The following is a 14,179-nucleotide window of genomic DNA, read 5'->3' on the forward strand; positions in this document are numbered from 1 at the left end:
GGTACACTTCTGGACAGTCTATTTTCAAAAGGCTTACGGAAACTATGTTGCTACTCCGTTAAAAAGGCCGCTTCGAATTCGCCGTTAGTAATGGTACTGATAGGTAAACTTTCATAGCGGATATCGTATACGTCATTCATATCTGTAGAATAAGTAACATCATGATCATATTTCTCATATAAGAAGCCGATCCGGTGATCCTGCTGCATTACCATTGTCGAATACCCGCTCTCTCCGGTAAATACTTGATATTTTTTCCACTTGGTACTGTCTGCCAATGCCGAAAGGCTGATATTCTCCTCTATTACGCGCCAATAGATGCCTACATCCATACGGATATTCGGTTCAGGTCCTCCCTTGAGGTGCCGTTTTGAGGATAAAGGAATAGACTGTAATGCAAGATATACCGGAGCTTTCGTATCAGCTTTACGAACCTTTATAATACATATTTCACCGTTCGTACCGCGTTCATTTTCGAGCGGCATACTTTGAGCATTTTCCCAATGCCCGTTTGCGGTTCCTTCATTTATATAAGTGAAGATATTAAAAAGACGTCCGTTCTCAGTGCGACTTGAAAGCAATACTCTACCGTCGGGAAGCTCTTCAACCTTGGCTTCATCACCGTTCGGTATCGGCGACACCGTTGCATCACCGAGAACCTGCCATGTTTCACCGAAATCGTCGGAGTACAATACGGCATTTCCGAAGAGGTGCTTTGCCGTATCTGTAATCAAAATTGCTGAATAAATACGATAATAACTACCCTTTTTTATCTTGCGAGACTGCATAATCTTCCCGGAACCGAAAAAGAGCGTTCCCCAATTACCGTTTAAACCGTAAATGGAAGTCGTAATATCCTCAGGCGATGTAAAGGTTCTGCCTCCGTTTGAGGAACGAATCCTGACGACTTTAAGCCGTGTACTTGCATTTCCTGCTGTATAATCTCCGTAACGGGTGTCCCCATGAGCGCAAATAATCAGTACATTATCCGAGTCCCTATCTGCCACGATAGCGGCATCTCCATAACCGTATTTCACGGGATTATCCGGTGTATTTGTAATTTTTGTACTGCTGCTATCCCATGTCAAGCCGTTATCGGTAGAGCGTTTAACCATTACATCCACGCGATGGATATCGGAGTGTTGATTCCACTCCCCATTAGGCCCGAACCTGCCTATATCGGCAGTATGATTGTACCGTAAATCCGTAACGGCAATCAGCGTCCCGTCTTTTGTCTGCGCCAATGCCGGAATTCGAAAATAGTTTGTCAGTCCTTCAGTTTTCTTACTTTCCCATAACTCCTTTTTTAAAAGACTTTTAGGAGTCCATTTTGCGTACAGCGTTATATCTGCCGTAACGGTATCGGAGGCCGTATTCCATTGAGTATTGCAATTTTTATCTTTATACCAGCCGGAAAAATTCCATGTCCGGTGCGTAGGATTCGGTATATCAGTTGCAGGAATAGTATGATTTTTAATAACAGTTACCGGAGCCGGTGGAGTGGTAAGTCCACGCGTATCAAACCTTACGGTAAAATGAACATCACTCCATTTTGCATAGAGCGTAATATCCGCTGTAACGGTATCACTATTATAGTTCCACGGCTGTGCACCGGCAGGGTCTTTAAACCAGCCGTCAAAGCTTTTATTTGTGGGGATAGCCGTAGGCGAAGGTATTTGCGCTGCGGTGAGCTTACTCCCTTCCGCAACCGTAAGCATCGCCGGAGCAGTACCAATGCCTTGCGTATTAAAGGTAACCGTATACGCCCTCAGAGAAGGATTGCGACAGCCGGCAATTATAAACACACCGGCAAGAATAAAAACAAGGGAAAAAAATCTTTTCACACGCGGCTCCTTTAAAATCGATCTTTCTAACACTATCAATATGATTAAAAGTAAAATGCAGCCTACACACAAGGAATAAGATTATAAGAAGTTACAGAATTACATTATCTTGCATAGAATGAAAAATATGCGTACACTTCTTTATTATGGAGAGTTTACAAACCGAAGCGATGCAGCGGATTGCTGCGTTTAAAAAACAAATGGCCGTATCAGTTATCGGGCAGAAACAGCTGATTGACGATATCCTCGTCGCTTATATTGCAGGAGGACACGTGTTGCTGGAGGGTGCGCCCGGCCTTGCCAAAACCTTAACGGTACGAACATTCGCGGAACTTTCTCAATTAAGTTTCAAACGCATCCAGTTCACGCCCGACTTGCTGCCTGCCGATCTCACCGGAACGCTCATCTTTGATTCTACCGCACATCGTTTTTCAGTACGAAAGGGGCCGCTGTTTGCGCACGCAGTACTGGCTGACGAAATAAACCGCGCTCCGGCAAAGGTTCAATCCGCATTGCTTGAAGCGATGGCGGAAGGTCAGGTTACCATCGGCGAAACGAGCTATCCCCTCCCCGAACCGTTCTTCGTGCTTGCAACCCAGAATCCGATTGAACAGGAGGGTACCTATCCCCTTCCCGAAGCCGAACTCGACCGCTTCCTGTTTAAACTTTTTGTCCCCTACCCTAAACCGGCAGATGAACTCATCATCATGCTAAAAAGCGAGAATATCACCGCTTCGGTAAAAAAAATGCAAACACCCGAAACCGAAGCAATTCTTTCCGTCGATATGCTCCATACTATCCGCAGAGGCGTCGAAGCCGTCCGCTGTACCGAAGGTTTACAGGAATACATTATCGCGTTGGTTACGGCAACCCGTCCCATTATCGAAAAACGGGAAGAGCTGCCCCGCGGCAGTTACCTTAGCTATATCACCGTCGGGGCATCTCCCCGCGCGAGTATCGCCCTTTATCGGTGTTCAAAAATACGGGCATTTTTGAACGGACGTGACTATGTCCTGCCCGAAGACGTAAAGACTCTCGCCTACCCTATTCTGCGCCACCGCTTAAAACTTTCGTATGAAGCGAGCGCGGAAAATATCAGTGCAGATGAAATTATCGCCGAGCTGCTCGAACTTATTCCGCAGCCGTAACATATTGGAGGAACTATGAATAAAGAACTTGACGCCGTAGCACTTTCGATACGGAGCCTTTCAATTGATGCAATCGAAAAAGCCAATTCCGGCCATCCCGGGCTTCCGCTCGGAGCCGCCGAACTCGCAGCGGCGCTGTATGCAAAAATTTTACGGCATAATCCGAAAAATCCCCAATGGGTAGACCGCGACCGGTTTGTACTGTCGGCAGGACACGGATCTATGCTCCTGTATGCCGCGCTGCATCTTGCCGGTTACGATCTTTCGCTCGACGATATCCGCTCGTTCCGGCAGATCGGTTCCCGCTGCGCAGGGCATCCCGAATACGGCCTCACCCCCGGCGTCGAAGCCACCACCGGGCCGCTCGGTCAGGGCATTTCTACCGCAGTCGGTATGGCGATTGCCGAAGCGATGCTTGCAGCGCGGTTCAACACCGAAGAGTACCGCATTGTCGATCACTACACCTATGCGCTGGTGGGAGAAGGCTGTTTAATGGAAGGCGTTTCTTCCGAAGCATCGAGCCTTGCCGGTACGCTGAAACTCGGTAAGCTCATTGTATACTATGATAAAAACAATATTACGATAGACGGTTCAACCGATATCGCCTTTACCGAAGATGTTACAAAGCGGTACGAGGCTTACGGTTGGCAGGTGCTGCACGGTTCGATGTATTCCTACAGCGATATAGAAAAACTCACTGCGGAGGCGAAGAAAGATTCCCGTCCCTCGCTTATCATACTTGATTCGGTAATCGGAAAGGGAGCGCCCGCCGTTGAGGGAACCGCCGCCGCACACGGAGCGCCGCTCGGTCAAGAGAAGCTGGCGCAGGCAAAGAAGACGCTGGGGCTTGATCCTGCAGAACAGTTCTTTGTTGCACCCGAAGCCTACCGTTATTTTGAAGAGCGGCAAAAGGAATTTGCTCAAGCGGAAGCGGACTGGAATAACCGCTTTGCCGCGTGGAGTGCTGCCTATCCCGAGCAGCGCAAAGAATGGGATCGCAGCTTTGTACAAGGCGGTATCGACCAAGCCGTACTCGACGGTGTTGCCGATCCTGTCTTTAAAAAAGATGAGATGATTGCGACGCGGGCAGCTTCCAAAACCGCACTGAACGCTTTTGCAAAGGCATTCCCGAATCTCGTCGGTGGTTCGGCGGATTTGCAGGGACCGAATGCGGTCGCCTTGCAGGATACCCAATCGTTTACCGCCGCAACACCGCAGGGACGGTATATCCACTTCGGTATCAGAGAATTCGCGATGGCAACGATTACCAACGGTATTCAGCTGCACGGCGGTTTTCGCGCCTTCTGCGCAACCTTTGCCGTGTTCTCCGACTATCTGCGCCCTGCGCTCCGGCTCGCGGCACTGATGCGCATCCCTTCTATTTTTGTATTAACCCACGACTCCATCTTTGTCGGCGAAGACGGCCCAACCCATCAGCCGGTGGAAACGCTCGCAAGTCTCCGCGCCATTCCTAATCTGTTGGTACTCCGCCCTGCCGATGCGGAAGAAACCGCCGTCGCATGGAGAATTGCGCTTGAGCAGAAAGACCGGCCGGTCTGTTTAATACTGAGCCGTCAGAATCTGCCCATACTGGAAAAAGCCGAACCTCAGTGGAAAGCTCTGATGAAAACGGCCGGCAGCTATATCGTAAAAGGCACCGACGGTACGCCCGATGTAACAGTACTTGCAACCGGTTCCGAGGTCAGCCTTGCCTGCGAAGCCGCTCAGCTTGCCGCCCCGAAAAAAGTACGGGTAGTCTCCGTTCCGTCGAAAGAGCTTCTGGAAGCACAAATATCTTCATATAAAGAGCAGTTGGTGGGAAGCAGTGCCGTCCGTGTAATGGTTGCAGAAGCCGGAGTTAAACAGGGCTGGGAAGGCTGGGTACAGTCGCCGGAGAAAGATATTTTCTCAATAGAACGTTTCGGCGAATCAGGACCCGCAAAAAAAGTTGCGGAACATCTCGGATTTACCGCCCAAGCGCTTGCCGCCCGTATCAAAGAATAGAAGCAAAGGATTACCAAGGCTGCTCACCCTATGCAGTCTTGGTAAACTTAAAAGGAGAGAGATAATGAAACATATAAAAAAACTTACAGCGCTTTTAGTCTTGAGTATATGCTTTGCACCTGCTTTTACCGAAACCATTCAAAACGGAATACTTGATCTCCGCCGGAACAACTTCAATGACGCGCAAAGTATCGGAATAAGCGGTAAGATGGGATTTTATAATCGTCAGTTACTTTCTTCACCGGAAGATGTACGTAACCCTACGGTATTTATCGAATCTCCTAAAGAATGGAGCACAACCGTTTTATCCGACGGAACAAAGATGTCTGCGTTCGGATACGGTACTTATACTCTACAGATTTTATTACCGGAACGGCATCCTGAATTAGCAATACAGTTTTCTTCTCCAGTTTCCGCATGGAGTCTCTATGTAAATGGAGAGCTGCAAGACCATTCAGGACAAGTCGGGTCTTCACGAGAAACATCGATCCGCGGCGAAGCAAATATTCTCTATTATATTCCGAAAGACATAACCGAAGTATGCATGGCTATTCAAGTTTCAAACTTTTTCCATTCGCGCGGCGGTATTTACCAAACCATTAAGTTTTCGACAAAGACAAAAGCCGACGGTGCCAATTTAGCATTCCTTTTTATTGAGATTTTCGTGTTCGGCTTTGGTGTCGCAATTATTCTGTATCATCTTGCGCTCTATCTATTTCAACCTGATAATAAAAGCGTCTTATGGTTTGTGTTCTTCAGTATTCTCGTCGTTCTCCGCAACATGGTAAAAGGACCCGTCTTTAGAATCCTCTTTTCTTCTTTATCATGGAATATCGATACTAAAATCGACTACCTTACCTTTGCATTGCTCAGCTTTTCCGTAGTCGGTTATTTTGCGACTCTCTATCCTAAAGATACTCATAAAATTATTAACCGTATCATTATGATTGAGGCGTTGGGGTACTCAGCGTTTATTTGTGTAACACCGTCTTATATCTACGGAAAACTCATACAAGTTCATCAATTAGTGATTGTTATGATTATCGTCTATGTCATTTATTTGATCATCAAGCTGCTCATACGTAAACGGGAAGGAGCAATATTTATTGTTATCGGTATTATCATTCTGACAATTTTCACGTTAAACGATTTATTTTATAGTATGATGCTCGTTCCTACAGGAAATTTATTGCCGTTCGGTTTTTCCGCATTTTTATTAGCGCAGGCGTTCGGTTTTGCATGGAAAACGCACATTTACAATCGTCAAAGCGAGGAGATAAAAATACAACTGTCGGATTCCGACAAGCAGAAAACACTTTTATTTAATGAGATCAGACACACCAGCGATAAACTGCAGCGGCAAGAGACGGTTCTGTCACAAAACATGGACGGAGCAGAACAGGCAATGCAGGCATTATCGCTTCAAGTTCAAACGTTAAGATCTGAAATATCCGAGCAAAGCAATCAACTTCGGAGTACGCAAAATGCAACCGACAGCTTTAATGCTTTTTTGAATACAATGCGGCAAGGAATTGAACGGCAATCGGATGCGGCAGAAGAAACGGTAACACAGATTAAGCAGTTGAACAATGCTACTAACGGACTAACGGAAAAATTCAACGAAATAAATCATAATTTTTCATACATCCGCGAAGCAAGCGATGCCGGTAAACATCATTTGATAACGGTTACGGATATCATCAATGCTATTTACGAAAGCTCGGAAAGTCTACTGGAGACAAACCAAATTATTACCGCCATTGCAGAGCAAACGAATTTATTGGCAATGAACGCGGCAATAGAGTCCGCTCATGCCGGAGAAGCGGGAAAAGGCTTCGCGGTCGTTGCCGATGAAATACGGAAACTTGCAGAAAACTCCGCGTATGAGGCCGATAATACCGGTAAGATTTTAAAGCACATCAATAAAAGCATTAAAGATTCCGCAGAGGCTTCGGATGTGTTGCGAAAAAGTTTTGAAAATATCAATATGCAGGTCAATAACTTTCAGACAATATTAGGAGATATTTCATCGTTTTTAAAAGACGTCGATGTACAGGCCGAAGAAATGAACAGCGCTATGCAATCGCTGGCGGATCAATCCATTGATGTACAAGAGGAACAAGCGGAAGTAGCCGAACTCAGAAATAAAATCAATGAAAGCTTTACCAACTTATTGCAAGCGACCGAAAAAGTACATACGGAAATCGCGGCTATGTTCACAAATATCAAAAGCCTCAATGATGCAGTTCAGACAACACGCGGGGTAGAAGCTGAAACGAGCGAATCAATCGGTACGCTCAATGCACTGATTACACACACCGATCATCTGAACAACATCCAAATGAATGAATAGCTTAGATGAATGAAAGCATCCCTTAAAAACTGAAAGCCTATCGGCTTTGCGGAGGGCGGATCATTTTTTACGAGATGCCCATGTTCTACCACGTAAACGTTCCCTTCAACCATAGAGCGCTGATCTTGTGTAAGGCCGCAAAGTCGCCCTTGCCGTCGTAGCCTTTGGTGTACACATCCCCGCCGAGTGCAAAATTGATATTATCGGTGAGGGCATAGCTAACCGAATAGGTGCTGGATGTACTGCCGTAGTTTATATCGATAACGCCGCTTGCCGAAAGCTTGAGCGTATCGCGCAAAAATGTTTTGCTTACATTGAGGCTGACAAAGCCCTTGTGCATCGGCCGCTCTATATCGTTTTTATGATTGAGGATGAGGTCTTCAAAATACTGAGCGCTCAGCGTCCACGAACTCTTGATCCAGTCAATGCCGGCGAGCATCAGCAGCTGGTGTTTTTTTATTGCTTGATCAAACTGAACATGCATTGCACGATCCGTAAATGTAATACCCTTTATCAAATTTGCTTGTTTTGGCTCAAACTTACGGTCTCCCACCAAAGCTGTTTCCAAACGTATTGTTACATCACCTGCCGGAATTGCCGCATCAAATCCAGCCATCCAGATACGATTATAACAAGTATCAAGAATCAGCTCCGCTTTTTCCTTTGCAGGGATAAACTTATTCAGAATAGGATGAAAAGGCAGCGAAGGATTAGCTAATTGCCCTTCCCATTCACCCCGTTTCATAAACTCAGGTATCTTATCCCAGCCGTAGAAGCCTGAAACGGAAAAATCGATGCCGGGCAAAAAGAAGGAGAAACGGGCGGCGGCTTCCGTGTCGGTAAACATCTTTGGTTTTGCGCTTTCCGTTTTTGTATAATGAACAGGGACTGTTCCGAACGGCGTACTAAAAGTATCCGGCGTGTCGATGTAGTACAGCCCGTCTTTGGCGCCCTCTTCAAAGCCGAAGCGCGGCAGCTTGTTCGGCGTAAAAAACGGCACGGCGACCGCTTCAAACGTAAACAGATCGTGAAAAAAACGTAGGCGGACGCTGTCCGACGGAAGCCGCGCATCATCGCCGCTAAAGGCGATAAACTCCGAGCTGTCCCGCGCACTTAACACATCGGTGAGTCTAAATCCGTCAGCCTGTCCCCACGCAATAACCTGCCGCCCGACACTGATATCCCAGATATCGCCGGAATAGCGGTAATACGCTTCGTTCAGCCGAAAGCCCGTGCGCGCAGGATTACGATAATTGTATTCGGTAGCGGCGGACATAACCGCATAAGAAGAACCGGCAGAGACCTCACCTTTTATCTGTGCGATAGAACGGGACGCGCCGTATTCAAGCTTCTTTTCAGCACCGTTCCAACGCACTCCGTGCAGCGTTTCAATTTTGCCGCTTACTGTAAAGACAGGTTTTGCAGTGTCATCTTCCAAATCGGTAGAAAATTCATCATCTGTTGAATCACCGACTATGTCATCAGCGGTTTGTAATTCAGAGCCGGTACCGGGAGACGAATCCGCTGCTTGAGCTGTTCCTGCCTTTCCGTCTACACCTGCAGCCTCCTGCGCACTGCATGGAAACGTCAATACAAAAAACAGCGTACAAAATGTAATGCCTAACAAGAATGATTGTCCGTATTTCCGTATTATACTCATATTGTCATTACTCCTTTTTTTTCAATAGTTGTATCCTATCAATTTACCGGTTGTCCGTATTCCCGCTTCTCAATGTACTTTCCATGTAAGCCTTAGAAAGAAAACAAAAATTGTATAAGCATTACAATACCTGTTTGAACTAAAGAAAAAAGTGGAACCATTATAAACGGCCACAATAAAAAATGTTCGGGTATTCCGATAACCTTCATCCAATTTTTTGTTTGATAGGTTGGATGATCTTCCGTTCCCGGAATGACAATCAGCTTAGTCCACTTTTGGAATAAAAGACAATCCAACAAGAAAAAATCGCCGAAATTCACAACAATCCAATGAATATATGCAGTCCAAAACAATGCCCTAAACGTATGAATTCCGCCATGCAATGCACTTATTACTCCATAAAGCCAGCACGCTCCCATTACTATCACCGTAAATATTTTATTTACCCGTTTTTCTTTCTTATTCATTGGCTCAGGAGCAGCTTTTTGAATCCCCTTAGGATATGAATCCATCAAATATCTCGGGTTTGCTATTACAAGAGCCGCCGCCGAACCGTTAAATATGGCAGCCATCGCTATACCATCCAATACTGCCCTGATTATATCCATTGAAAACCTCTTTTTGAAAAAACCTGTCCAGAAGTGTACATCCGTGTACATTTTTGAGCTGCAAGTTTGCAAGCAAACTTGTTACTGCATAGAACCAGCGGCGTCCGTGCCGCTTCTGATACATTGAACATTTTCAGTAGCAGCATATAAAAAATAACCCTTTCCGTAAGCCTTTTGAAAATAGACGGTGTAGATCCGAGGCGCGAGAAAAAATTAACCGCAGGCACGGTAAAAAATGTACATCCCTGTACATTTTTTACCTACGTGTTTGCAAGGCAAACACGTTACTGATTAGAACCACCGCCATCCGTGGCGGTACTGATACGTTGAGGATTTTCAGTAGCGACACACGGTACATAGCTTTTCCGTCAGTCTTTTGAAATAGGCGGTGCAGATGCTAGGAGCGTACAAAAAACACCCGCAGGCGTACTTTTTGTACGTCGAGGACTGTTTTTTGTTAAGCGACAACGCAGATGCCCCGCATATTTCAAAAGGATTACCTAATCTTCCCTTCTTCTAATGAGTTCACCCTAAAATACGAATCGGGGATGTTTTTGTTGAATTCGTGCTTGAGCGTTTCGATAACGGTTGTGTGCTTTTTTTGCAGATTATTCATTTCCATTTTGCCCGCAGTCCAAAAACCGTCTTTTTTTTCGATACCGCTTACCGTAAGCACTTTCAGCAGCGCGCCCTGCTCATCGTAAAATTCCGCCTTTACCTGCACCAGCGATTCCTTATCAATCCAGGAAACATACTTTGAGTACATCGATTTTTTTACCGGAACCGATTCAACTTTCCAACAGTTTTTCCCGTCAACAGTCTCTTCCGCAAGCAGCGTATACGTGTAGTCGTCGATCTTGTGCCCGCTTATATCATCGTAGGTAAAATCGGTACCCATAAAATAGTCCTGACTTGAAGAGCCGGAAATGCGCTTCGCCTTTTTAAGCGCAGGCATATAAAGCCAGCGGTCATCGTTTTTCGAAGCATCATCATACGAGAAAGAAAGATAGCCAACGCCCTTTACATCGGCAGGCAGCATAAACACCATCACCGTTTTCTTTTCGCTGCCGTAATCTTTTGAATATGCAGTAACTTCGCGTACCCGTTTTTTTCCGCCGGAATTGATGAGCGTCATTCGCATCGTAAACGAATCGGTTGCAGCTTTTTCGCGTTTATCAACCTTTTGCATAATCTCTTTACCCGTCAACTCTTGTGCAAATGCAAGGCTTACGGCCATCGCTGCAAATACAGTCAGCGCGATTACGTGTTTTATAATTTTCATATATGCTCCTCTTTTAATTGGTAATTTGTAATGCGTAGTTGGTAATTACTGCTGCACGTAAATCGCTTTAATTACCAATTATCAATTACGCACTACCCATTAGTTTCCTCTTTTCCAAACGGTTTGCTGATATAAATCAATACCGGCGTCATCAAATAGTCGGCGGCGAGCGCAGACAGAAGACCGACCGCAGCCAATACACCGAGACGTAGAATCGCATCAATCTTACACGTAAGATACACTAAAAATGTTGCAGACAAAATAATCGTTGTCATCGCAAGTGTCTTTCCGATGGAATAAAACGTCTCGAAAATTACACGGTCATAAGATTTCTCTTTGTCAAAAAGATATTTGGTGTGGTTGGTAAAGTGAATGGTGTCATCAACCGCAATACCGAGAATCATCGGCATAATTGCCATCGTCATAAGATCCAGCGAAATACCGAGATAGCCCATAATTGCACCGATGACAATAACGGGGAAGATGTTGGGGATAAGCCCGATCAGTCCCATCTTAACGCTGCCGAACACAAGCATCATTAATATTGCAATCGCAACGAGCGAAGTTAAAAAAGAATACAATTCGCCGAATACGATTTTATTGTTCAATTCTGCAAATTGCACGGCAGCTCCGATTAAATGGCAATCCGCTTGAGGAAACAGTTCCGCGCATGTTTGCTCGATAGTTTTCAGATTTGCCGCAAGCTCGTTTGCATCATACGAGGCAACATCAATCGACATACGGAGTGTACGGAATTCTTCGTCAACCCAACGTGAAGTTTGACCTCCTGAAATTTCGTACAAGAACAGCAGCTGGGCGAGCAACTCTTCATCATCAGGAATCGTGTAAAACGCAGGATCATCGGAGTGCATCGTTTGATTCATCTCTTTGACCACATCCAAAATCGAAAATATTTTCGGTACACCGTTATTCAATTTTGTGAGTCTAAAGGTTCCGATAAGTGTGCTCAGCTCATCAAGTTTTTTAAGTACATCAGGATTCTTAACCGCATCATCTTCATCAAAGGTAAGCATAATATTGTAGTTAAAATAAGAGCCGAGCTGCGACTGCGTAATTTCATAAAGACGCTTAATATACGGAATGCGCAAGCCCATAAATTTAAAGCTGTCCATATTGACATCGATTTTAAACAACGCTGGAATACAAGCCGCAGTGATGAGCGTAAATGCAACCATGATCGCTTTGCGTCTTTTGATAACGGAATGTCCGAACCGTTCAAACCATTTATCCAATTTTTGCGCACGTACAGCTCTTTTTGTATGAGCATTTGCCGAATCTTTACCGGCTTCAATATCTTTGCCGAAACTCATCAAAATAGGAATAAGAACACTGACATAGACATACACGGCAAACACCATCGCGGCGCTTGCGGCCCCCATCCAGCGCATCGGCTTAAGGTCAGTCGTTAAAAACGACAGAACCGAAACAACGGTTGTAACCACGGTAAAAAAGAGCGGCCAGCCGGTGTTTTCAATAGAATCGATAACGGCTTCTTTCCGTTTGCCGATTGCATAAAAACTCGTTTTGAATGAATTGACGAGGTGAATTGAATAACCGACCGAAAGCGCCATCGCAAGCACAATCGGCACAGACATCATCTCGGACTTTCCCGTAATGTGCAAAAAGCCCATAATGCCGAGCACCGTGGTAATACCGAAGAAAGTCGCAAATAGCGGCACGATTGTTCCGCGGAGAGAGCGGGTAAATATGATGAGCAAAATAATCATACAGAGAAAACTCAAGCCCACGCTTTTTGTGGTCTCCTGTCCCATCACTACTTTTTCTTCCGTTTCGGTATAGGGAAGCCCCGCAGGTTTTATCGTATACGCGGCGCTATGATATTTAGAATCGGTAACAATGTCGATTGCCGCTTCTCCGATAACGTACATCGGCGCCGTTGTCGAAGTTTTACTCCAGACTTCTTCAGGCGGTGTCGCCTTGAGCGACAGTACCAGCCATGTTTCCGTCGCATCCTGTGTTACGAGCTTATTAACAATCGACTTACGCGAAAGGATAAAGTCTTTGGCAGCTTTTAATGCGGCAGGATCGGAAGGAATACCGTCCCGAAACGGATTGGTGATTTCTATGCCTTCGTCCGTACCAACGGTAATATCCGTATCGGTAATCGAAGTGATGGAATCCGCATACGGTACTTTTTCCAAAAGTTCCGCGCCGATATCTTTAATCGCTTGGAGCACCTCCGGCTTAAATACATCGTCTGATTCAAAGAGCAGCACGATCGAATCGTTACTGCCGAACAATTCCTTAAACCGCGCATCATTCTTTTTTGTGCTTTCTTTTACGGTTAAAAACTCGTCTTCATCAGCCGAGCCGACCTTAAAACTTTTTACGCCTATAAGCCCCGCAACCGTTACAGTCGCAAGCAGAACCAAACAGAGCCAGCGGTATTTTAATTGAAACTTTGCAATCTTTTTAAAGAATAGATGCATCCCTTCAAGTTTCATGCCATGAACCTCTTACAATACTGAAATAGTAAACACTGTTTACTATTTCAGTATAAGATTCCCCTAGGAATTGTCAATAGGTATGATTGAATTTGCGATTTAGTTATTCTTCGGATCCGTTAAAACAATCTGAGGCCATTACCTTGATCATATTTCCGGCTGCATAATTTTATTCCAGCAGAAATACATGACATCAGTTAATATATCGATAAATCCTTGAGCTTTTTCGTAAGAATACTCATGGGTGATAATTTCAAAAAATGGTGTTAAGGCAGTACTGTAAATCAAATGAAGCTGATCGTCGCTTAAAGGCCGGATATTGATTCCATGTTTTTTAAAATCGGTGATACATTTTTTACATGCTGTAACATCCGCCATTACAAATTCATGGCGGATATTTTCGTATTTTGTTCCTGTCGCACGGTTAAACAACAGTTTAAATTCATCAAAGCGGCTATAAACAAGATTATACAAATTCCATATCGATGTGCGTATAACTTCTTTTATCGCTGCCCCATTTTCTGTTTTGAATAGCTCTACTACGGTTTCGGAAAAATCGGTGCCGATACTTAACGTTTGTGCAATGAGCGGCTGCACGAGCGCTTCAAAAATTGCAGCCTTTGACGGAAAGTGTTTGTACAAAGCACCTGCCGTTATTCCCGTCATTGCTGCGATGGAACGCATGGATGCTTTTTCAAAGCCTTTTTGCAAAAACTCTATTTCTGCATTTTTGAGAATTTCAGTATAAGTATCGTGCTTTTTTTTCGATTCTTTCATTACTGATAGTATAGATT

9 protein-coding genes are annotated in these 14,179 nt (G+C 45.0%); 3 read left to right on the top strand and 6 right to left on the bottom strand.

From position 1 onward, the window contains the following. Positions 1–50: 50 nt before the first annotated feature. Positions 51–1,844 carry an InlB B-repeat-containing protein gene (locus E4N65_RS05835; RefSeq protein WP_253674711.1) on the bottom strand — a complete coding sequence of 598 codons (1,794 nt, stop codon included), beginning with the start codon at positions 1,842–1,844 and terminating at the stop codon, positions 51–53. A 146-nt stretch (positions 1,845–1,990) separates the two neighbouring features. Here E4N65_RS05835 and E4N65_RS05840 point away from each other — a divergent pair, with 146 nt between their 5' ends. From E4N65_RS05840 to E4N65_RS05850, 3 genes are all read left to right on the top strand, one after another. Next, positions 1,991–2,992 (top strand): AAA family ATPase, encoded by a 1,002-nt coding sequence (locus tag E4N65_RS05840; protein WP_253674719.1) that lies wholly within the window; start codon positions 1,991–1,993, stop codon positions 2,990–2,992. Between the two features lie 15 nt (positions 2,993–3,007). Beyond that, positions 3,008–4,996, top strand: a complete 1,989-nt coding sequence (gene tkt, locus E4N65_RS05845) for a transketolase (RefSeq protein ID WP_253674721.1) — start codon at positions 3,008–3,010, stop codon at positions 4,994–4,996. Positions 4,997–5,060: 64 nt separating this feature from the next. Further along, a complete protein-coding gene (locus tag E4N65_RS05850; protein WP_253674723.1) occupies positions 5,061–7,349 on the top strand; it encodes a methyl-accepting chemotaxis protein in 2,289 nt (762 codons plus the stop codon). Positions 7,350–7,434: 85 nt separating this feature from the next. On the opposite strand, the gene E4N65_RS05855 is transcribed toward E4N65_RS05850, so the two are convergent. The 5 genes from E4N65_RS05855 to E4N65_RS05875 form a co-directional block, all read right to left on the bottom strand. Further along, complete coding sequence (locus tag E4N65_RS05855; protein WP_044016295.1) at positions 7,435–9,009, bottom strand: DUF1302 domain-containing protein; 1,575 nt, start codon at positions 9,007–9,009, stop codon at positions 7,435–7,437. Positions 9,010–9,101: 92 nt separating this feature from the next. Then, positions 9,102–9,617, bottom strand: a complete 516-nt coding sequence (locus E4N65_RS05860; protein WP_044016293.1) for a hypothetical protein — start codon at positions 9,615–9,617, stop codon at positions 9,102–9,104. A 496-nt stretch (positions 9,618–10,113) separates the two neighbouring features. Then, the gene (locus tag E4N65_RS05865) at positions 10,114–10,899 is read right to left on the bottom strand and encodes an outer membrane lipoprotein-sorting protein (protein ID WP_253674725.1); all 786 of its coding nucleotides are present in this window, start codon (positions 10,897–10,899) and stop codon (positions 10,114–10,116) included. A 92-nt stretch (positions 10,900–10,991) separates the two neighbouring features. Next, on the bottom strand, positions 10,992–13,385 hold the full coding sequence (locus E4N65_RS05870; RefSeq protein ID WP_253674733.1) for an efflux RND transporter permease subunit: 2,394 nt from the start codon (positions 13,383–13,385) through the stop codon (positions 10,992–10,994). 147 nt (positions 13,386–13,532) lie between these two features. Next, a complete protein-coding gene (locus tag E4N65_RS05875) occupies positions 13,533–14,162 on the bottom strand; it encodes a TetR/AcrR family transcriptional regulator (protein WP_253674735.1) in 630 nt (209 codons plus the stop codon). Positions 14,163–14,179 lie beyond the last annotated feature (17 nt).

This window comes from Treponema sp. OMZ 855 (genome assembly GCF_024181145.1).
Classification (GTDB): Bacteria; Spirochaetota; Spirochaetia; order Treponematales; family Treponemataceae; genus Treponema.